General features: G+C 51.9%; 16 protein-coding genes. 10 read left to right on the top strand and 6 right to left on the bottom strand.

Annotation, left to right across the window (positions count from 1 at the left end; translation table 11 throughout):
• Window positions 1-28: 28 nt before the first annotated feature.
• On the bottom strand, window positions 29-1,231 hold the full coding sequence (gene pncB / locus QEN32_RS13765) for a nicotinate phosphoribosyltransferase (protein ID WP_000191406.1): 1,203 nt from the start codon (window positions 1,229-1,231) through the stop codon (window positions 29-31).
• A 266-nt stretch (window positions 1,232-1,497) separates the two neighbouring features.
• Between pncB and pepN the strand changes: the two genes are divergently transcribed.
• The 3 genes from pepN (at window position 1,498) to zapC (ending at window position 6,036) form a co-directional block, all read left to right on the top strand.
• Window positions 1,498-4,110, top strand: a complete 2,613-nt coding sequence (pepN, locus tag QEN32_RS13760; RefSeq protein ID WP_265322329.1) for an aminopeptidase N — start codon at window positions 1,498-1,500, stop codon at window positions 4,108-4,110.
• Between the two features lie 207 nt (window positions 4,111-4,317).
• Window positions 4,318-5,328, top strand: a complete 1,011-nt coding sequence (gene pyrD, locus QEN32_RS13755) for a quinone-dependent dihydroorotate dehydrogenase (protein ID WP_000291723.1) — start codon at window positions 4,318-4,320, stop codon at window positions 5,326-5,328.
• A gap of 165 nt (window positions 5,329-5,493) precedes the next feature.
• Window positions 5,494-6,036 (top strand): cell division protein ZapC, encoded by a 543-nt coding sequence (zapC, locus tag QEN32_RS13750; RefSeq protein ID WP_001220671.1) that lies wholly within the window; start codon window positions 5,494-5,496, stop codon window positions 6,034-6,036.
• Here zapC and QEN32_RS13745 read toward each other — a convergent pair.
• A complete protein-coding gene (locus tag QEN32_RS13745; protein WP_265322328.1) occupies window positions 6,033-7,142 on the bottom strand; it encodes a YcbX family protein in 1,110 nt (369 codons plus the stop codon). The genes zapC and QEN32_RS13745 overlap by 4 nt on opposite strands.
• A 98-nt stretch (window positions 7,143-7,240) precedes the next feature.
• Here QEN32_RS13745 and rlmKL point away from each other — a divergent pair, with 98 nt between their 5' ends.
• From rlmKL to rmf, 6 genes are all read left to right on the top strand, one after another.
• Window positions 7,241-9,349 (top strand): bifunctional 23S rRNA (guanine(2069)-N(7))-methyltransferase RlmK/23S rRNA (guanine(2445)-N(2))-methyltransferase RlmL, encoded by a 2,109-nt coding sequence (gene rlmKL, locus QEN32_RS13740; RefSeq protein WP_001086485.1) that lies wholly within the window; start codon window positions 7,241-7,243, stop codon window positions 9,347-9,349.
• Window positions 9,350-9,361: 12 nt separating this feature from the next.
• Complete coding sequence (locus QEN32_RS13735; RefSeq protein ID WP_000053051.1) at window positions 9,362-11,269, top strand: ABC transporter ATP-binding protein; 1,908 nt, start codon at window positions 9,362-9,364, stop codon at window positions 11,267-11,269.
• A 14-nt stretch (window positions 11,270-11,283) separates the two neighbouring features.
• A complete protein-coding gene (gene pqiA, locus QEN32_RS13730) occupies window positions 11,284-12,537 on the top strand; it encodes a membrane integrity-associated transporter subunit PqiA (RefSeq protein WP_000333143.1) in 1,254 nt (417 codons plus the stop codon).
• Window positions 12,538-12,541: 4 nt separating this feature from the next.
• Complete coding sequence (pqiB, locus tag QEN32_RS13725; protein ID WP_000433414.1) at window positions 12,542-14,182, top strand: intermembrane transport protein PqiB; 1,641 nt, start codon at window positions 12,542-12,544, stop codon at window positions 14,180-14,182.
• A complete protein-coding gene (gene pqiC / locus QEN32_RS13720) occupies window positions 14,179-14,742 on the top strand; it encodes a membrane integrity-associated transporter subunit PqiC (protein ID WP_000759136.1) in 564 nt (187 codons plus the stop codon). Before pqiB ends, pqiC begins: the two co-directional genes overlap by 4 nt.
• Before the next feature lie 255 nt (window positions 14,743-14,997).
• A complete protein-coding gene (gene rmf / locus QEN32_RS13715) occupies window positions 14,998-15,165 on the top strand; it encodes a ribosome modulation factor (protein WP_001537784.1) in 168 nt (55 codons plus the stop codon).
• Between the two features lie 99 nt (window positions 15,166-15,264).
• Here the strand turns inward: rmf and fabA are convergent, their stop codons facing one another.
• Window positions 15,265-15,783 carry a bifunctional 3-hydroxydecanoyl-ACP dehydratase/trans-2-decenoyl-ACP isomerase gene (gene fabA, locus QEN32_RS13710; RefSeq protein WP_000227928.1) on the bottom strand — a complete coding sequence of 173 codons (519 nt, stop codon included), beginning with the start codon at window positions 15,781-15,783 and terminating at the stop codon, window positions 15,265-15,267.
• A gap of 68 nt (window positions 15,784-15,851) precedes the next feature.
• Entirely contained in the window at window positions 15,852-17,612 is a 1,761-nt protein-coding gene (locus QEN32_RS13705) for a Lon protease family protein (RefSeq protein WP_265322327.1), read from the bottom strand.
• 185 nt (window positions 17,613-17,797) lie between these two features.
• On the opposite strand from QEN32_RS13705, the gene matP reads away from it, so the two are divergent.
• Window positions 17,798-18,250 carry a macrodomain Ter protein MatP gene (gene matP / locus QEN32_RS13700; RefSeq protein ID WP_000877172.1) on the top strand — a complete coding sequence of 151 codons (453 nt, stop codon included), beginning with the start codon at window positions 17,798-17,800 and terminating at the stop codon, window positions 18,248-18,250.
• Between the two features lie 72 nt (window positions 18,251-18,322).
• Here matP and ompA read toward each other — a convergent pair whose 3' ends face one another.
• Complete coding sequence (ompA, locus tag QEN32_RS13695; RefSeq protein WP_001670727.1) at window positions 18,323-19,375, bottom strand: porin OmpA; 1,053 nt, start codon at window positions 19,373-19,375, stop codon at window positions 18,323-18,325.
• Window positions 19,376-19,731: 356 nt separating this feature from the next.
• Complete coding sequence (gene sulA, locus QEN32_RS13690; RefSeq protein WP_000288732.1) at window positions 19,732-20,241, bottom strand: SOS-induced cell division inhibitor SulA; 510 nt, start codon at window positions 20,239-20,241, stop codon at window positions 19,732-19,734.
• Between the last annotated feature and the right edge of the window lie 206 nt (window positions 20,242-20,447).

Genomic DNA, 20,447 nt, shown 5'->3' with positions numbered 1-20,447 from the left:
ACTTTCCGGGCGCTTCGCACAGGCATGGTTAACTTGCTTTACGCACCTGCGGGAGATCGAACGCTTTACGCAGCGCGCGCACAAACGCTTTATCATGACAGATCGTTTTACCGGGGCTGTCGGAAAGTTTAGCCACCGGCTTTCCGTTACATTCCACGAGTTTAATCACGATATTGAGCGGTTTTACCTGAGGGATATCGCAGGTCAGGCGGGTACCGATGCCGAAGCTTAACTGCACGCGAGACGCGAAATGGCGATAGAGCTCGACCGCCTTTTGCAGATCAAGGTTATCTGAAAAGACCAGCGTTTTTGTCAGCGGATCAATCCCCAGCTTTTCATAATGGGCAATCGCCTTTTCGCCCCATGCGACAGGGTCTCCTGAGTCGTGGCGTAACCCCTGATAACGGCTGGCGAATTCAATGCCGAAATCGCGTAAAAACGCATCCATTGTAATGCAATCTGTCAATGCGATACCAAGCTGGTCCGGATATTCGTTAAGCCAGGCGGCCAACGCGGCACGCTGGCTAGTCGCCAGGTCCGGACTGATTTGTTGATGCGCCTGGAACCATTCGTGCGCCTGAGTGCCCATCGGCGTCAGCGCCAGGCGACGCGCGAGATCATAGTTGCTGGTGCCGACGAACCATGACTCCTGCTGGAGACGTTTAACTATCGCCTGCTGCACTTCACGAGAGAAACGACGGCGGGTGCCGAAGTCCATCAGGTGGAAGCGGGACATATCGAGATTGGCGGTTAACGCAGTGAAATCAACCAGCTTACTTTCCAGCGCGTCGAGCGCCTGATCAACACCCGCGTTTGGCGAGCGGTAGTGATGAACCAGCTCACTGATCACGGCCAGCAGCGGCACTTCCCACATAATGACTTCACGCCACGGGCCGGTTAAGCGAATATTCAGCTTGCCGTTATCGTTGGTGACACAGACTTGAGCCGGGTTATAGCGAAACTCGCGTAACCAGTTCAGATAATCCGGTTTAAAAAAGGGCAGGCCGGAGAGCCACTGGAACTCGTCCTCCTGGAGGCGCAGGTGCTGCATCGCGTCCACCTGCTCGCGAATAGCATCGGCATAAATACCCAGCAGGTCGTCGCCACGGCAACGAAACTCAGCCGCTACCTGCACATCATAGTAGTGGTGAAAAACGGCTTGCTGCATATGCAACTTATAAGCATCTGTATCCAGCAACGAGTGCAGAACAGGAGAAGCGAATTGTGTCATAGGTGCGCTGTTGCGTCCTCTCACGGGAGCGTTTAGTACAATAAACAACTAAGAAAACCGCTGGAGTATACCTTGTTTAGCGATTTATTGAACCCCGATCACACCATAAGCTGTCTTTAGGGTCGAGCGCATTTCGTGCCCCATGTTATAAAAATGTAGCAAATAGGCCGTTTGTGCCTGAAAAGATGAACATTCTGCGTAGCGCGATTTGCGCAACAGGAATAGACTGGAGTCGACACTCTACACAAAGATGCGAAAGGTTTTTTATGACACAACAGCCACAAGCCAAATACCGCCATGACTATCGCGCGCCGGATTACCAGATTACTGATATTGACTTGACCTTTGACCTCGATGCCGAAAAAACCGTGGTCACCGCAATAAGCCAGGCTGTTCGTCATAGCGCGCCTGATGCGCCTCTTCGCCTTGATGGGGAAGATTTAACGCTGGTATCTATCCACGTCAACGATGCGCCGTGGACAGCATATAAGGAAGAAGAGGGCGCGCTTATCATCAGCGACCTGCCAGAGCGTTTTACGTTACGCATTGTCAACGAGATAAGTCCGGCGGCGAATACGGCGCTGGAAGGATTGTACCAGTCCGGCGATGCGCTCTGTACCCAGTGTGAAGCGGAGGGCTTCCGCCATATTACCTGGTATCTTGACCGCCCGGACGTACTGGCGCGATTTACCACCAAAATTATTGCCGATAAAAGCAAATATCCGTTCCTGCTTTCCAATGGCAACCGTGTTGCGCAGGGTGAACTGGAGAATGGCCGTCACTGGGTTCAGTGGCAAGATCCGTTCCCGAAACCGTGTTATCTGTTTGCGCTGGTGGCCGGTGATTTTGACGTGCTGCGCGATACCTTTACCACCCGCTCCGGGCGTGAAGTCGCATTAGAACTGTACGTTGACCGTGGCAATCTGGATCGCGCGCCGTGGGCAATGACCTCGCTGAAAAATTCCATGAAATGGGATGAAACGCGTTTTGGGCTCGAATATGACCTCGACATCTATATGATTGTCGCGGTGGATTTCTTTAATATGGGCGCGATGGAGAATAAAGGTCTCAATATCTTTAACTCCAAATACGTGCTGGCGCGAACCGATACCGCGACGGATAAAGATTATCTCGATATTGAGCGCGTGATAGGTCATGAGTATTTCCACAACTGGACCGGCAACCGCGTCACCTGCCGCGACTGGTTCCAGTTGAGCCTGAAAGAGGGGCTAACCGTGTTCCGCGATCAGGAGTTTAGCTCTGATTTGGGGTCACGCGCGGTGAACCGCATCAGTAACGTGCGTACCATGCGCGGTTTACAATTCGCGGAAGACGCCAGCCCGATGGCGCATCCTATCCGCCCGGATAAAGTCATCGAAATGAATAACTTCTACACCCTCACCGTTTATGAAAAGGGTGCGGAAGTCATTCGCATGATCCACACGTTGCTGGGTGAGGAAAATTTCCAGAAGGGGATGCAGCTTTATTTTGAGCGCCATGACGGCAGCGCCGCGACGTGTGATGACTTCGTACAGGCGATGGAAGATGCTTCTAATGTCGATTTGTCCCATTTCCGCCGCTGGTACAGTCAGTCCGGCACGCCGATTGTAACGGTAAAAGATGATTATAATCCGGAAACCGAGCAGTACACGTTGACCATCAGCCAGCGCACTCCGGCGACGGCGGATCAGGCGGAGAAGCAGCCGCTGCATATTCCATTCGCCATCGAACTGTACGATAACGAAGGCAACGTCATTCCGTTGCAAAAAGGTGGTCATCCGGTCAACGCCGTGCTGAACGTCACGCAGGCGGAGCAGACATTTACCTTCGATAATGTTTACTTCCAGCCTGTTCCGGCCTTGCTGTGCGAGTTTTCAGCGCCGGTGAAACTGGAATATAAATGGAGCGATCAGCAGTTGACGTTCCTGATGCGCCATGCGCGCAATGATTTCTCCCGTTGGGATGCGGCTCAAAGCCTGCTGGCCACATACATTAAACTGAATGTGGCGCGTCATCAGCAGGGGCAACCGCTATCGCTTCCGGTGCATGTCGCTGATGCGTTCCGCGCAGTACTGTTGGATGAGAAAATCGATCCGGCGTTGGCCGCAGAAATTTTAACGCTGCCTTCGGCCAATGAAATTGCGGAGCTGTTTGAGGTCATCGACCCGATCGCCATTGCGCAAGTTCGTGAAGCGCTAACGCGTACGCTGGCGGCAGAACTGGCGGATGAGTTCCTGGCTATCTATAACGCCAATCATCTGGATGAGTATCGTGTTGATCACGGCGATATCGGTAAGCGCACGCTGCGCAATGCTTGCCTGCGCTTCCTGGCGTTTGGCGAGACGGAGCTGGCTAATACGCTGGTCAGCAAACAGTATCGCGACGCCAATAATATGACCGATGCGCTGGCGGCCCTGTCTGCTGCGGTGGCGGCGCAGTTGCCGTGCCGCGATATGCTGATGCAGGAGTATGACGATAAGTGGCATCAGGACGGCCTGGTGATGGATAAATGGTTTATCCTGCAATCCACAAGCCCGGCGGAAAATGTACTGGAAACCGTACGCGGCCTGCTCAAACACCGTTCTTTCAGTATGAGCAACCCGAACCGCATCCGTTCATTAATTGGCGCGTTTGCTGGCAGCAACCCGGCGGCGTTCCATGCGCAAGACGGTAGCGGATACCAGTTCCTGGTCGAGATGCTGACCGATCTGAATAGCCGTAACCCGCAGGTAGCATCTCGCCTCATTGAACCGCTGATTCGTCTGAAACGTTATGATGATAAGCGTCAGGAGAAAATGCGCGCGGCGCTGGAGCAGTTAAAAGGACTGGAGAATCTTTCCGGCGATCTGTACGAGAAGATAACTAAAGCGTTAGCCTGACAGTATCCGCTATAAAGAGGTAAGACATGCCCGGTAAGCGTTAGCGCTGCCGGGTATTTTTTTGCCGGACGATGACGCTCGCTGGCGAAACGTGAAGTGAGAATGAAGGAAAACGATTGCTATTTATTGCCGTAGGTCAATTCCCTTTTGCCTTGTTATCGCCCATAATACGCCCCCGGTTTGCACACCGGGAATCCAGGAGAGTTCATGTACTATCCCTTCGTTCGTAAAGCCCTTTTCCAGCTCGATCCAGAGCGCGCTCATGAATTTACATTTCAACAATTACGCCGCATTACAGGTACGCCGCTGGAAGCGCTGGTACGCCAGAAAGTACCGACAAAGCCGGTTACCTGCATGGGACTTACCTTTAAAAATCCACTGGGGCTGGCTGCCGGTCTGGATAAAGACGGGGAGTGCATCGACGCGTTAGGCGCGATGGGGTTTGGCTCCCTGGAAATCGGCACCGTGACGCCGCGCCCACAGCCGGGTAACGATAAGCCGCGTCTTTTTCGTCTGGTGGATGCTGAAGGTCTGATCAATCGGATGGGCTTTAATAATCTGGGCGTCGATAACCTGGTCGAGAATGTTAAAAAAGCCCATTTTGATGGTATTCTGGGAATTAACATCGGTAAAAATAAAGATACACCTGTCGAAAATGGCAAAGATGACTACCTGATTTGTATGGAAAAAGTCTATGCTTATGCGGGTTATATCGCCATTAATATTTCTTCGCCGAATACGCCAGGGCTACGTACGCTCCAGTATGGCGATGCGCTGGACGATCTGTTAACTGCCATTAAAAATAAGCAAAACGATCTTCAGGCGATCCATCATAAATATGTGCCGGTAGCAGTAAAGATCGCGCCGGATCTTTGTGAAGAGGAATTGATCCAGGTTGCCGATAGCCTGCTTCGTCATAATATTGATGGGGTGATTGCGACAAATACCACCCTCGATCGTTCTCTGGTACAAGGAATGAAAAATTGCCAGCAAACGGGGGGATTAAGTGGCCGGCCATTACAATTAAAAAGCACAGAAATTATTCGCCGTTTATCCCAGGAGTTAAAAGGACAATTGCCTATTATCGGCGTCGGCGGCATTGACTCAGTTATCGCCGCGCGCGAGAAGATAGCGGCAGGAGCTACGCTGGTACAAATTTATTCCGGCTTTATTTTTAAAGGCCCGCCATTGATTAAAGAAATCGTAACGCACATCTAAACTTTAGCCTTTATCAGACAACCAGGGCTTTATTTCCGGCGCTGGTTGTTTTATATTTCTCCACTGTTGCTTATTTAGACATTTTAGGCTTTTATTATTGGGGTAATAAACGAAGCGGCAAAAGGACAATGCTGTTACGAGTTGCTTAAAAGCGGGAGAGAGGTAATGCGAATTAAACCTGACGATAACTGGCGCTGGTATTATGATGAAGAGCACGATCGTATGATGCTCGATCTCGCCAATGGTATGCTTTTTCGCTCGCGCTTCTCTCGTAAAATGCTTACGCCGGACGCGTTTTGCCCGACCGGTTTTTGTGTGGATGATGCCGCGCTCTATTTTTCCTTTGAAGAAAAATGCCGGGATTTCGAATTAACCAAAGAGCAACGCGCGGAGTTGGTGTTGAATGCGCTGGTGGCGATTCGCTATCTCAAACCGCAGATGCCAAAAAGCTGGCATTTTGTAGCGCATGGCGAAATGTGGACCCCGGGAACGGGCGATGCCGCAAGCGTCTGGTTAAGCGATACGGCGGAACAGGTTAATTTGCTGGTCGTTGAGCCGGGAGAAAATGCCGCGTTGTGTCTGCTGGCCCAGCCGGGCGTGGTGATAGCAGGCCGAACCATGCAGCTTGGCGATGCGATTAAAATTATGAACGACAGGCTGAAACCGCAGGTTCACTGTCACAGTTTCAGCCTTGAACAAGCGGTTTAATTTTCCAGTCGTAACGCGGTCTTAGGCACGCAGCTACAGCTCAGAATCGTACCATCGTCACCCATAGCCGATTTTTTCAGCGGAATTACTTCGCCTTCCAGCAAACGTATCCGGCAGCAACCACAGATACCAGCCCGGCAAGAATACGGAATACGAATTCCCTGATTCTCCAACTGTTCCAGTAGTACCTGTTGATTATTCCCGCAGAAGGTTTGCCCCTGCCAGTCGATGGTTACACTCGCGTCCGGGTGTTTATCTGGCGTAACGCTGTCGTCGACCGTTGTGGCGCCATAAGCTTTTGCCGGGGCTGTCGCCAGAATCTCCACTTCATCGCCGACGCGAATAACGCCGCTATTGCGGGCAATCAGATTCTGACCGAAATCCACATCGCCATTGTCCTGGGCGGTACGAAAAGCTTGCAGTGTCGCCAGCGGTTCTCCGGAAGGATGTTTTTGCCCCTTTTCAGGGCTGACGGTCGTAAAAATACAGCGGCTACAGGGCTTCACGACGTCAAAAATCACATCGCCAATGCGAAGCACTTTCCAGCTATCTTCCTCCCAGGCCGCTACGCCGGAAACCACTAAGTTTGGGCGAAATTGTTCCATTTGTACGCCTGCCGGACAACGCTGTTGCAGATCGCGCAGCGAGGCTTCGTTGGTCAATAAATACGGGTAGCCATCGGCAAATCCCAGCGGCACCGCGTTATGTCGTTTGACCCGGCGCGTCAACTGCGGCCCAACCCAGCGCAACTGGACATCGCGGGAGAAAAAGCCGCTCAACCATTGATTAATCGCCGTCGGGGCGACGCGAGCGGTAAAATGGTTTCCCCAGACCTCGGTCGGCGCATCCTGCGGGGTGAAATCCGTAAAGCGAACCAGCGCGCTACTGCCGTCTGGCGCGGTCAAATGGAGGCCGTCGTGTAAGGGAGAGGGGGTAAAACGTACCATTTGTGGAAACTGGCGGGCGGTAATAAATGTGCCGTCAGGCTCGGTCACCATGAAGATGCGATCAAAAGCCAGGCCGCTGATATCTGCCAGCGCATGAGTGAGGCCAATGCCGCGCATGGATTTGACCGGATGAATAAAGAGCCGTGATAACGTCGCCACCGTACAGTCCCTCAAATGAAAATAAGCCTTCAACTTTATGACATGGGCGTGAGATTAGCTATAATGCGCAACAATTTTCTTAGCGTAAAAGTGACAATATGAATTCTCTGTTTGCCAGTACGGCCCGCGGGCTGGAAGAGCTGTTAAAAACTGAACTGGAAAAACTGGGCGCCGTAGGGTGTCAGGTTGTTCAGGGTGGGGTCCATTTTCAGGGCGACACGCGGCTTATTTACCAGAGCCTGATGTGGAGCCGCCTGGCCTCGCGTATTATCCTGCCGATGGGTGAGTGCAAGGTCTACAGCGATCTCGATCTTTACCTCGGCGTTCAGGCGATAAACTGGACAGAGATTTTTAATCCTGGCGCGACGTTTGCGGTGCATTTCAGCGGCCTGAACGACACCATCCGTAATAGTCAGTATGGCGCGATGAAAGTTAAAGACGCGATTGTCGATGCGTTTACGCGGAAAAATCTTCCGCGTCCAAATGTGGACCGCGAATCGCCGGACCTCCGTATTAACGTCTGGCTGAATAAAGAAACTGCCAGCATTGCGCTGGATCTCAGTGGTGATGGCCTGCACCTGCGCGGTTATCGCGATCGCACCGGGCTGGCGCCAATTAAAGAGACGCTGGCGGCAGCGATTGTTATGCGTTCCGGCTGGCAACCCGGTACGCCGCTGCTCGACCCTATGTGTGGTTCGGGGACACTGTTGATTGAGGCCGCGATGTGGGCGACCGATCGCGCGCCGGGCCTGCACCGTGGTCACTGGGGATTTAGCGGCTGGGCGCAGCATGACGAAACTATCTGGCAGGAAGTGAAAGCCGAAGCGCAGACCCGGGCGCGTAAGGGGCTGGCGGAGTATTCCTCTCATTTCTACGGTTCCGACAGCGATGCGCGCGTCATTGAGCGGGCGCGCAGCAACGCCCGTCGCGCCGGTATCGGCGAGCTTATCACCTTTGAAGTGAAAGATGTGGCGCAACTGAGTAATCCATTGCCGAAAGGCCCGTATGGTACGGTGATCAGTAACCCGCCTTACGGCGAACGTCTGGACAGCGAACCGGCGCTGATTGCGTTGCACAGCCTGTTGGGCCGTACCATGAAAAATCAGTTTGGCGGCTGGAACCTGTCGCTGTTCAGCGCTTCGCCCGATTTGCTGGGCAGCCTGCAATTACGTGCCGACAAACAGTTTAAAGCCAAGAATGGCCCGCTGGACTGCGTGCAGAAAAACTATCATATTGCGGAAACCACGGCGGACAGTAAGCCGGCGACGGTGGCGGAAGATTACGCTAATCGCCTGCGTAAAAATCTTAAAAAGCTGGAGAAATGGGCGCGTCAGGAAGGGATTGAATGCTATCGCTTGTATGATGCCGACCTGCCGGAATATAACGTGGCGGTAGACCGTTACGGCGACTGGGCGGTGATTCAGGAATATGCGCCGCCGAAAACGGTGGATGCGCAAAAAGCGCGGCAACGTCTGTTCGATATTATTGCGGCAACCTTGTCAGTGCTCGGTATTCCGCCGAATAAACTGGTGTTAAAAACCCGTGAACGGCAAAAAGGAAAAAACCAGTATCAGAAAATGAGCGAGAAGGGCGAGTTCCTTGAGGTCAGCGAATATAATGCGCGCTTATGGGTAAATCTGACGGATTATCTCGACACCGGTCTGTTCCTCGATCACCGTATTGCCCGCAGAATGCTGGGAGAAATGAGCAAAGGCAAAGATTTCCTGAATCTCTTTTCTTATACCGGCAGCGCCAGCGTACATGCGGGTCTGGGCGGCGCGCGCAGCACCACAACGGTGGATATGTCCCGCACCTATCTGGAGTGGGCCGAACGTAATTTGCGTCTGAACGGACTGAGCGGCCGCGCGCATCGCCTGATTCAGGCCGACTGCCTGGGCTGGCTGCGCGAGGCGAATGAACAGTTCGATTTGATCTTTATCGATCCGCCGACGTTCTCTAACTCAAAACGTATGGAAGAGTCGTTTGATGTTCAGCGCGATCATGTCGCGTTAATGAAAGATTTAAAACGCCTGCTGCGTAAAGGCGGCACCATCATGTTCTCAAATAATAAGCGCGGATTCCGTATGGATCTGGAAGGGCTGGCGGAACTGGGGCTTACCGCACAAGAAATTACGCAAAAAACGCTCTCCCCGGATTTTGCCCGTAACCGTCAGATTCATAACTGCTGGCTGATCCGCGCCGCCTGAAAGGAAAAGTAAATGTCATTAATCAGTATGCATGGCGCATGGCTGTCGTTCAGCGACGCGCCGCTTCTCGATAACGCAGAGTTGCATATCGAAGATAACGAACGCGTCTGTCTGGTGGGGCGTAACGGCGCCGGGAAATCCACTTTGATGAAGATCCTCAACCGCGAACAGGGTCTGGACGATGGGCGTATTATTTATGAGCAGGATCTGATCGTCGCGCGTCTGCAACAGGATCCGCCCCGTAATATTGCGGGCAGCGTCTATGACTTTGTCGCCGAAGGTATCGAAGAACAAGCGGAATACCTCAAGCGCTATCATGAGATTTCCCGTCTGGTGATGACCGATCCCAGCGAGAAAAACCTCAATGAAATGGCGCGCGTACAGGAACAGCTCGATCATCATAATCTGTGGCAGCTGGAAAACCGTATTAATGAAGTGCTGGAGCAGCTTGGACTCGATCCTAACGCCGCGCTGTCGTCGCTCTCCGGCGGCTGGCTGCGTAAAGCCGCGCTGGGTCGGGCGCTGGTCAGCAATCCGCGCGTATTGTTACTGGATGAACCGACTAACCATCTGGATATTGAAACTATCGACTGGCTGGAAGGGTTTCTGAAAACCTTTAACGGAACGATTATTTTTATCTCTCACGATCGTTCGTTTATTCGCAATATGGCAACCCGCATTGTCGATCTCGATCGTGGCAAACTGGTCACCTATCCGGGAAATTACGATCAATACCTGCTGGAGAAAGAAGAAGCGCTGCGCGTAGAAGAATTACAAAACGCGGAATTTGATCGCAAACTGGCGCAGGAAGAAGTCTGGATTCGCCAGGGTATCAAGGCGCGCCGCACCCGTAATGAAGGGCGCGTGCGGGCGTTAAAAGCGATGCGTCGTGAACGCAGCGAGCGCCGGGAAGTGATGGGCACGGCGAAGATGCAGGTCGAAGAGGCGACGCGCTCCGGTAAAATCGTTTTTGAGATGGAAAACGTCGATTACCAGGTAGAAGGAAAACAACTGGTAAAAGATTTCTCCGCTCAGGTACAGCGCGGCGACAAGATTGCGTTAATTGGCCCGAACGGCTGCGGTAAAACCACGCTACTGAAACTGATGCTGGGACAGCTTCAGGCTGACAGCGGGCGCATCCACGTAGGAACGAAGCTGGAAGTCGCCTACTTCGATCAGCATCGCGCCGAACTGGATCCGGAAAAAACCGTGATGGATAACCTGGCGGAAGGCAAGCAAGAGGTGATGGTAAACGGTAAGCCGCGCCATGTACTGGGCTATTTGCAGGACTTCCTGTTTCACCCCAAACGGGCGATGACACCCGTCCGCGCGCTTTCCGGCGGCGAACGTAACCGTCTGCTGCTGGCACGACTGTTCCTCAAGCCGAGCAATCTTTTAATTCTCGATGAACCAACGAACGATCTTGACGTCGAAACGCTGGAACTATTAGAAGAATTAATTGATGGCTATCAGGGCACGGTACTACTGGTCAGCCACGATCGGCAATTTGTCGATAATACCGTGACGGAATGCTGGATTTTCGAGGGCGGCGGCAAAATCGGACGTTATATCGGCGGCTACCATGATGCGCGTGCGCAGCAAGAGCAGCATCTGGCGACGAAACAGCCGATGGCGAAAAAAAATGAGGAAGTTATTGCCCCTAAAGCAGAAATTGTAAAACGTGGCAGTAGCAAACTAAGCTATAAACTGCAGCGCGAGCTGGAGCAGTTACCCGGTCAGCTTGAAGACCTGGAAGCGAAGCTGGAAGCGCTACAGGCGCAGGTTGCGGATGCGGCCTTTTTTAGCCAACCCCATGAGCAAACGCAGAAAGTTCTGGCCGATTTAAGTCAGGCGGAGCAAGAACTTGAGCAAGCCTTCGAACGTTGGGAGTATCTTGAAGGCCTGAAAAACGGGGCATAACGAAAGGAGCGCCTATGTGTGAACATCACCATGCTGCGAAGCACATATTGTGCCCGCAATGCGACATGCTGGTGGCTTTACCCCGCCTCTCGCATGGGCAAAAAGCAGCATGTCCACGATGCGGCGCAACGTTAACGACCGAGTGGGACGCGCCCCGGCAGCGTCCTACCGCCTATGCGTTAGCGGCACTATTTATGTTGCTGCTTTCTAACCTTTTTCCCTTCGTGAATATGAATGTCGCGGGCGTCACCAGCGAAGTCACGCTTCTGGAAATCCCCGGCGTCATGTTTTCTGAAGATTACGCCAGCCTCGGCACGTTCTTTTTGTTATTTGTCCAACTGGTGCCGGCATTTTGCCTGGTGACCATTCTATTACTTGTCAACCGCGCCAATCTGCCGTTGTCGGTAAAAAAAACGCTGGCAAGGATCTTTTTCCTCCTCAAATCGTGGGGAATGGCGGAAATATTTCTCGCCGGGGTGTTGGTTAGTTTTGTTAAGCTGATGGCCTACGGCGATATCGGCATCGGCAGCAGTTTTATTCCCTGGTGCTTATTTTGTCTCGTTCAACTGCGGGCGTTCCAGTGTGTCGATCGCCGCTGGTTGTGGGATGATATCGCCCCGCAGCCTGCACTGGCGCAGCCGTTAACGCCGGGGATTACCGGTATCCGGCAGTCTTTGCGTTCTTGCGCCTGCTGCACGGCGATCCTGCCTGCGGAGAGTCTCGTCTGTCCGCGTTGCCATACGAAAGGCTATGTCCGGCGTAAAAACAGTTTGCAGTGGACGCTGGCGTTATTATTTACCTCGATCATGCTTTATCTGCCCGCCAATATTTTGCCGATTATGATTACTGACTTACTGGGCTCGAAAATGCCGTCGACCATTCTGGCTGGCGTGATTTTGCTGTGGAGCGAGGGGTCTTATCCGGTGGCGGCGGTTATCTTTCTCGCCAGTATTATGGTGCCGACGCTAAAAATGATCGCCATTGCCTGGCTTTGTTGGGATGCGAAAGGCCACGGTAAGCGCGACAGTGAACGGATGCATTTTATTTATGAAGTAGTGGAGTTTGTGGGGCGCTGGTCAATGATTGATGTCTTTGTCATTGCCGTACTCTCTGCGCTGGTGCGCATGGGAGGGTTAATGAATATTTATCCTGCGATGGGTGCGTTGATGTTTGCTTTAGTCGTCATAATGACAATGTTTTCTGCGATGACCTTTGATCCGCGTCTGTCGTGGGATCGTGAATACGAACCAGGCCATGAGGAGTCCTGATAGCATGGAACCTAAAAAAGGGGAAGCCAAAGTACAAAAGGTGAAAAATTGGTCGCCTGTCTGGATATTCCCGATTGTTACTGCGCTTATCGGAGCCTGGATTCTGTTTTATCACTACAGCCACCAGGGACCGGAAGTTACCTTAATTACCACCAATGCGGAAGGCATTGAAGGCGGAAAAACGACGATCAAAAGTCGCAGCGTGGATGTCGGCGTGGTTGAAAGCGCGACGCTGACTGACGATCTGACCCATGTACAAATCAAAGCGCGGCTTCATTCCGGTATGGAGAAGTTGCTGCATAAAGACTCGGTATTTTGGGTCGTAAAACCGCAGGTGGGGCGTGAAGGCATCAGCGGGCTTGGGACGTTGTTATCAGGCGCGTATATTGAACTACAACCAGGAAGTAAGGGCAGTCAGCCGGAAAGCTATCAGCTTCTTGACTCACCGCCGTTGGCGCCGCCCGATGCCAAAGGTATTCGTGTGATTCTGGACAGCAAAAAGGCCGGTCAGCTCAGTCCTGGCGATCCCGTTCTGTTCCGGGGTTATCGGGTAGGATCCGTTGAAACCAGCTCTTTCGATCCGCAAAAACGGACAATGAGTTATCAGTTGTTCATTAAGGCGCCAAACGATCGATTGGTCACCAGTAATGTCCGATTCTGGAAAGATAGCGGTATCGCTGTGGATCTGACATCGGCGGGAATGCGCGTGGAAATGGGATCGTTGACGACGTTGTTTGGCGGCGGCGTGAGTTTTGATGTGCCGGAAGGACTTGAGCAGGGGCAACCCGTCGCCGAAAAAACGGCGTTTAACCTCTACGACGATCAAAAAAGTATTCAGGATTCGCTGTACACCGATCATATCGATTACCTGATGTTCTTTAAAGATTCGGTGCGCGGATTACAACCCGGCGCGCCGCTGGAGTTCCGCGGTATTCGTCTGGGGACGGTAAGCAAAGTGCCTTTCTTTGCGTCTAAAATGCGCCAGGTATTTAACGATGATTACCGTATTCCTGTGCTGGTGCGCATTGAACCGGAGCGTCTGAAAGCGCAACTGGGAGAAAATGCGGATGTTGGCGCGCATTTGACGGAACTGCTTAAGCGCGGTTTACGCGCTTCGCTTAAAACCGGTAACCTGGTGACCGGGGCGTTGTATGTCGATCTGGACTTTTATCCTAAGGAGCCGCCGATTACCGGGCTACGCGAATTTGATGGTTATGAAATTATTCCCACTGTCAGCAGCGGCCTGGCGCAAATTCAACAGCGACTGGTGGAAACGTTGGATAAGATCAACAACCTGCCGTTGAATCCGATGATTGAACAAGCGACCAATACGCTGTCTGAAAGCCAGCGTACTATGCGTCGGCTGCAAACCACGCTGGATAATATGAACAAGATTACCTCCAGTCAGTCGATGCAGCAGCTTCCGGCGGATATGCAAACGACGTTACGCGAACTTAACCGCAGTATGCAAGGCTTCCAGCCTGGATCGGCGGCGTATAACAAAATGGTGGCGGATATGCAGCGTCTCGATCAGGTGCTTCGTGAGTTACAACCGGTGTTGAAAACTCTGAACGAGAAGAGCAACGCGCTGGTATTTGAAGCGAAGGATAAAAAAGATCCTGAGCCTAAGAGGGCGAAACAATGAAAAAATGGCTAGTCGTGATAATGGCGTTCTGGCTGGCGTCATGTAGCTCCGGCGGAGAGAATAAAAGCTATTATCAGCTCCCGATAGCGCAAAGCGGTGTGCAAAGCACCGCAAGCCAGGGCAACCGTCTCTTATGGGTAGAGCAGGTTTCCGTACCTGACTATCTGGCAGGTAACGGCGTGGTGTATCAAACCAGTGATGTCCAGTATGTGATTGCCAATAACAATCTGTGGGCCAGCCCGCTGGATCAGCAATTGCGTAACACGCTGGTGGCGAATCTTAGCGCCCGGCTTCCTGGCTGGGTCGTCGCTTCCCAGCCGTTGGGAACCACCCAGGATACGTTGAACGTTACCGTAACCGGATTCCATGGACGTTACGATGGTAAGGTTATCGTCAGCGGGGAGTGGTTATTAAACCACAACGGACAACTGATTAAGCGGCCTTTCCATATCGAAGCCAGCCAGCAGAAAGATGGCTATGATGAGATGGTCAAAGTACTGGCAAGCGCATGGAGTCAGGAAGCAGCCGCTATCGCAGATGAGATAAAGCGCCTTCCCTGAGATAAAAGTAATGTAAATTTAACCGCTTCAGGTCGTGCGCCTGAGGCGGTTTTTTTATTTTTGACGCCGGAAAAATAGTTGTTATGGCTCACATTTTTTGTACAAATGATTTACCGTATAGCTCACAAATATGACATTGGTGTGAATTTTGCGCATTGACGGGCGATCCATTTAGAGGTATTCGTGTAGTGTGATTGCACATTTTGTAATCACTGTTTTCTTTTCCACCAGATACAAATATGAGGGAAACGAGGCATGAAGAGACAAAAACGAGATCGCCTGGAACGGGCACATCAACGTGGATATCAGGCCGGCATCGCCGGACGATCAAAAGAAATGTGTCCCTATCAGACGCTGAATCAACGGTCATACTGGTTGGGAGGTTGGCGACAAGCCATGGAGGACAGGGCGGTAATGGCCTGATTCTGTCTCTTTAGAAAAAGAAACCTCCGCAGTGCGGAGGTTTCGCCTTTATTGGCTTTGCAAGCATGATACCGATAGCGCGGAATATCAATTCAACACTTAGAACGCGGAAGTATCCTGGAACAAACCGACTTTCAAATCGTGTGCGGTATAGATCAGACGACCATCCACCAGAACCTCACCGTCCGCCAGACCCATGATCAGGCGACGGTTTACGATACGTTTGAAATGAATGCGATAGGTGACTTTCCTGGCTGTCGGCAGAACCTGGCCGGTAAATTTCACTTCGCCCACGCCCAGAGCGCGGCCTTTGCCTTCGCCGCCCAACCAGCCCAGGTAGAATCCCACCAATTGCCACATAGCATCCAGACCCAGACAACCGGGCATCACCGGATCGCCGATAAAGTGGCATCCGAAGAACCATAGATCCGGATTGATATCCAGCTCGGCTTCGACATAGCCTTTGTCGAAATTGCCGCCCGTTTCGGTCATCTTAACGACGCGGTCCATCATCAGCATGTTCGGTGCAGGGAGTTGCGGCCCTTTAGCGCCAAACAGTTCACCACGACCAGAGGCAAGAAGGTCTTCTTTTGTATAGGATTCGCGTTTATCTACCATGTTTTATGTAAACCTTATTTTATTGAAGCACGCAGGATAGCTAACACGTGTACGCTGAACAAGTCCGATCAGTTCGGAATAAAAGCGTTCAGCCAACGTAATGGCCACGGGAAACGATGACGGCCTTCCTGTTGCGTCGCCTGCGCGATACGCTCCTGGATAGTCTGCATCAACGTCGTTTGACCTTCGCCATCCCACACCAGATTTAACAGTAACGGTAAGGCGTCGGTCACGTCGTCTACCGCCCAGATAGTGAACTTCTCTTCTTTAACCGCTTGCAGCAGTTCAGATTTAAGACTGAGATGGCGGACATTGGCGGCAGGGATAATCACGCCCTGTTTACCGTTTAATTCCCGCTGCTCGCAGATGGCGAAGAAACCTTCAATTTTTTCGTTTAGCCCGCCCACCGGTTGCGCGCGACCGAACTGATCGACCGAGCCGGTAATCGCAATGTTTTGATTCACCGGCACATTGGCCAGCGCGCTGATGAGCGCACATAATTCCGCCATTGAGGCGCTATCGCCATCCACTTCGCTGTAGGACTGCTCAAAGGTTAACGAGGCAGAGAAGGGAATTTGTTGCTCCAGCTGCAACTCCGACATCAGGAAGGCCTGCATAATCATCATTCCCTTAGCGTGGATATTTCCGCCAAGTTCGGCCTTGCGCTCAATATCGTTAAATTCGCCATCGCCGATATGCACAACACAGCTAATTCGCGACGGTTCGCCAAAGGCGCGAGGATGCCCGGGAAACTCAATGACGGAAAGCGCATTGATTTGTCCAACGCGTTCGCCTTCGGTTTCAATCAGGATCTGCTCTTGCAGAATCTCATCCTGCATCCGTTCCGCCAGAAAGCCTTCTCGCCATTCGCGTCGGGCAAGCATCAGACTGAGCGCTTCTGCGCCGCAGGTATCGCCTTCGCATAAAGGCGACGCCTCCTTAAACTGGCGGGCTATCCACAGTGGGCAAAGAGGCAGAGTATCCTGTTCGCCGGTATAGCGCACAGCCTCGCGTATCAGAACGGGCCAGGCGTCCGGTGCCGGGGGCGGCAAATTATCGCGTAAAGCGATACGCGTCACCCATTGACACCACAGGGTCATAGCTTCTGCGTCCGCTATCTGTAAATTGTCTTCAAATTCACTGTAGATAGCCTGTTCCGCGAGCTCCGGTTCCATCTCCTGAAAATCAGCCAGTGATTCACGTTCGCCAACCAGAATCACCTTCAGTTTGAGCGGCATTGATGGCACGGAGACCGGTAATGGACGCGACTCGTCAAAGGCCACCCAGTCAAAACGCTCGCGGCTAACGATGGCTTTCAGACGCATCCACAGTAACGGCTGCGCCAGAAGGGTTCGTAAGGAAATAATCAGCACGCCGCCGTTCGCCTGATGAACCAGTCCCGGCTGCAGGGTAATGTCGCCGTTATACTGCCGCAGGCAACCAAAGAGCTGCTCGGCTTCGACCCAGTCCGCGCTGACGACTTGTGTGACGGTGGCAAAGTTGTCTTGCGCATTCTGCGCGGCGCGGTAATGAACAGTATGCCCGGAAACGTCATAATGTCCGCCGGTTAATTGTCCGGCATCGGTTTGCAGAGCGCGGACGGCATCTGAAAGTAAAGTGAGATACTCTTGCTCTTCAGGCGCTTTAGTCAGCATAAAAGAGGATGAGCTCCACGGCTGAATAAGTTGCTCAAGCGCAAATTGCAGTCGTGGCTGAGTATCACTGAGTAAGGTGTTGTTTTCGTCAGTCGCGTGTGGCTGTGCAAATATCTCCTGATAGCTTTCGCTATCCGGAACCAGATCACGCCATGCAAGTTTCGTAATGGTCAAAGTTGAGGTTTTTTAGTCTGTTGTAAAAGGGGGGATTATAGCCTAACCCGTCACGCTGCACACGCGGAAAGCGAATGCAAAGTAATATGAAGACGTGTAACCATTCACAGGTTAGAGATTCTTTTCTTCAGATGGCTAAAAAACTGATATTCTGATAACAGTTACACGGTAACGTTGGGATCGCAATGAAATATCAACAACTTGAAAATCTTGAAAGCGGTTGGAAATGGAAATATCTGGTGAAAAAGCACCGCGAAGGGGAGTTGATCACCCGCTACGTGGAAGCCAGTGCTGCCCAGGAAGCCGTCAATTTGTTGTTGGCCCTCGAAAATGAACCGGTGCGGGTAAACGTCTGGATAGACAGGCATATGAATCCTGCCTTGCTTAATCGGATGAAACAAACCATTCGGGCAAGACGCAAACGACACTTCAATGCGGAACATCAGCATACGCGCAAAAAATCTATCGATTTAGAGTTTATGGTCTGGCAGCGTCTGGCGGGCCTTGCGCAGCGACGCGGTAAAACATTATCCGAAACGATAGTGCAACTGATAGAAGACGCGGAGCATAAAGAGAAATATGCCACGCAAATGACCACGTTAAAGCAGGATTTACAGGCGTTATTAGGCAAGAAGTAACGCTGAAAGGCGTTGTCATCCAGACCAGAGCAAAAAAACCCCGCGACGCGGGGTTTTTTATCAGACGGAAACTTAAGCCTGCGGCTGAGTTACCACGTCTTTAACGCCTTTAACTTCGATCTCTACGCGACGATCCGGAGCCAGGCAATCGATCAGGGCAGCGCGAGGTTTCACGTTGTCACAGGTGTTGCCGGTAACCGGGTTAGATTCGCCCATACCACGTGCGGAGATTTTGTCAGACGGAATACCTTTGGAGATCAGGTAATCAACAACAGACTGAGCACGTTTCTCGGACAGACCCTGGTTGTAAGCGTCAGAACCGATACGGTCAGTGAAGCCCAGAACGACAACGGAACCGTCTTTCGGATCCAGGTTGCTCAGCTGGCTGTACAGCTGATCCAGAGCCTGCTGGCCTTCCGGCTTCAGGGTAGATTTGTTGAAGTTGAACAGTACGTCAGACTTCAGAGTGAAGTGCTTGGTCTGTACTTCCGGAGCCGGTGCCGGTGCCGGAGCTACTACCGGAGCAGCTTCTTGCTGGCCGAAACGGTAGGAAACACCTACGCTCAGCAGGCCGTTGTCCGGACGGGTGCCGATGGTGTTGGCATCACCGATGTTGTTAGTCCACTGGTATTCCAGACGGGTTGCGATTTCAGGGGTGATAGCATACTCGATACCGCCCGCGAATACCGGGGAAACGCCGGTGTCGTGGTCTTTAGTAGACGGGCCGCCAGGGACGTTAGACTTGGTGTCTGCACGCCATACCATACCACCCAGACGGGTATAAACGTCCAGATCGTCAGTGATTGGATAACCCAGTTTAGCGGTCAACTGAACGCCCTGAGCTTTATAAGCGCCATTGATGTTGTCGCCTTTGTACGGCATACGGCCTAACCAGTCGTAGCCCATTTCAAAGCCAACGTACGGGTTAACCTGGTAACCACCAAAAGCACCTGCGCCCAGTTGGTTTTCATGAGTCGGGCCATCATTGTTAATGAAGCCGGTGTCATGGTACTGAGACCAGCCCAGTTTAGCACCAGCGTACCAGGTGTTATCTTTCGGAGCGGCCTGCGCTACGGTAGCGAAACCAGCCAGTGCCACTGCAATCGCGATAGCTGTCTTTTTCATTTTTTGCGCCTCGTTATCATCCAAAATACGCCATGAATATCTCCAACGAGATAACACGGTTAAATCCTTCACCGGGGGATCTGCTCAATAGTTACTCTACCGATATCTACGGCTTATGCTGAGCACCCCTGGCGATGTAAAGTCTACAACGTAGTTGGAAACTTACAAGTGTGAACTCCGTCAGACATGTGAAAAAAACATGACGGATATACACATCATTTAACAGTTTCAGATGATAAATCGTACAGCAAAAATTGCGGAAACCGCTTCTGACAAGCGTTCTCGCAAAAAAAACGTTAGCACTCAAAGGAGATACGTTCGCGTAAAAAAAAGTCCAGGATAAATCCTAATTTTACTTAATGATACAAATTAGAGTGAATTTTTAGCCCGGAATGCTGTCTCCTGGGTAAAGCGTGCGCACGTACAGGGCGCATGATAAACCCTACCGCATTACCTACCTTCGCTGCTTCAACCAGGCTGGCATGTTCTTCTTCTGTCAGTTCTTCAGTCATCCAACCAATTACCACGCTGTAATTTCCTGTACGCAAAGCGCGGATCATCGACTCCAGCGTATGACGAGGCGCAAGCTGGCTAATTTGCATCACTTTCGTTAATGGCAAACCTGAAGACTGTACCCATTCACGGCTGAGCTTTTGCTGCGGCGTGAGCCAGAGCTGCCAGCGTGATTGTTGGCCTAACTGACGGAGTAAAGGCAAAAGCAGGAGTTGCGCCATCATGGGCTGGTCTTCGTGGTAGACAACTTCACTGACCAGTCCTGCCGCGGCATTTTCCGTAGCGGTGCGCGCAGCGTTGTGGGTAGTGGTAGGAAATGACGAAGAACGATTTGCATAACCTGAAGTGTACATAATCAATCCAGCCCTGTGAGTTACTGTATATTCATACAGTACCCCTGTGGCGATGAAAGATCAACTCTATTTTCGGAAACTGTCTCGCAATTTTTATTCTTAGTGGCGTCAAAAATAAAAATCATCTTGCTCGCGGAGTATAAGTTGCCTATTTTCGTCATTAACGGATCCGTTACTGCAAATCATTCTTTTACTTTATGATTTAA

Source organism: Salmonella sp. SA14318 (genome assembly GCF_029866905.1).
Lineage (GTDB): Bacteria > Pseudomonadota > Gammaproteobacteria > Enterobacterales > Enterobacteriaceae > Salmonella > Salmonella enterica.
Note: the sequence above shows the minus strand (reverse complement) of the source record. Positions and strands in the feature narration are given on the sequence as shown.

What these genes read in the sequence shown, in the direction of transcription:
- pepN (WP_265322329.1), top strand. Translation starts at nt 1,498, where the DNA reads ATGACACAACAGCCACAAGCCAAATACCGCCATGACTATCGCGCGCCG.
- ompA (WP_001670727.1), bottom strand. Translation starts at nt 19,375, where the DNA reads ATGAAAAAGACAGCTATCGCGATTGCAGTGGCACTGGCTGGTTTCGCT.
- QEN32_RS13735 (WP_000053051.1), top strand. Translation starts at nt 9,362, where the DNA reads ATGTCATTAATCAGTATGCATGGCGCATGGCTGTCGTTCAGCGACGCG.
- pqiA (WP_000333143.1), top strand. Translation starts at nt 11,284, where the DNA reads ATGTGTGAACATCACCATGCTGCGAAGCACATATTGTGCCCGCAATGC.
- pyrD (WP_000291723.1), top strand. Translation starts at nt 4,318, where the DNA reads ATGTACTATCCCTTCGTTCGTAAAGCCCTTTTCCAGCTCGATCCAGAG.
- pqiC (WP_000759136.1), top strand. Translation starts at nt 14,179, where the DNA reads ATGAAAAAATGGCTAGTCGTGATAATGGCGTTCTGGCTGGCGTCATGT.
- rmf (WP_001537784.1), top strand. Translation starts at nt 14,998, where the DNA reads ATGAAGAGACAAAAACGAGATCGCCTGGAACGGGCACATCAACGTGGA.
- matP (WP_000877172.1), top strand. Translation starts at nt 17,798, where the DNA reads ATGAAATATCAACAACTTGAAAATCTTGAAAGCGGTTGGAAATGGAAA.
- sulA (WP_000288732.1), bottom strand. Translation starts at nt 20,241, where the DNA reads ATGTACACTTCAGGTTATGCAAATCGTTCTTCGTCATTTCCTACCACT.
- pqiB (WP_000433414.1), top strand. Translation starts at nt 12,542, where the DNA reads ATGGAACCTAAAAAAGGGGAAGCCAAAGTACAAAAGGTGAAAAATTGG.
- rlmKL (WP_001086485.1), top strand. Translation starts at nt 7,241, where the DNA reads ATGAATTCTCTGTTTGCCAGTACGGCCCGCGGGCTGGAAGAGCTGTTA.
- pncB (WP_000191406.1), bottom strand. Translation starts at nt 1,231, where the DNA reads ATGACACAATTCGCTTCTCCTGTTCTGCACTCGTTGCTGGATACAGAT.
- fabA (WP_000227928.1), bottom strand. Translation starts at nt 15,783, where the DNA reads ATGGTAGATAAACGCGAATCCTATACAAAAGAAGACCTTCTTGCCTCT.
- zapC (WP_001220671.1), top strand. Translation starts at nt 5,494, where the DNA reads ATGCGAATTAAACCTGACGATAACTGGCGCTGGTATTATGATGAAGAG.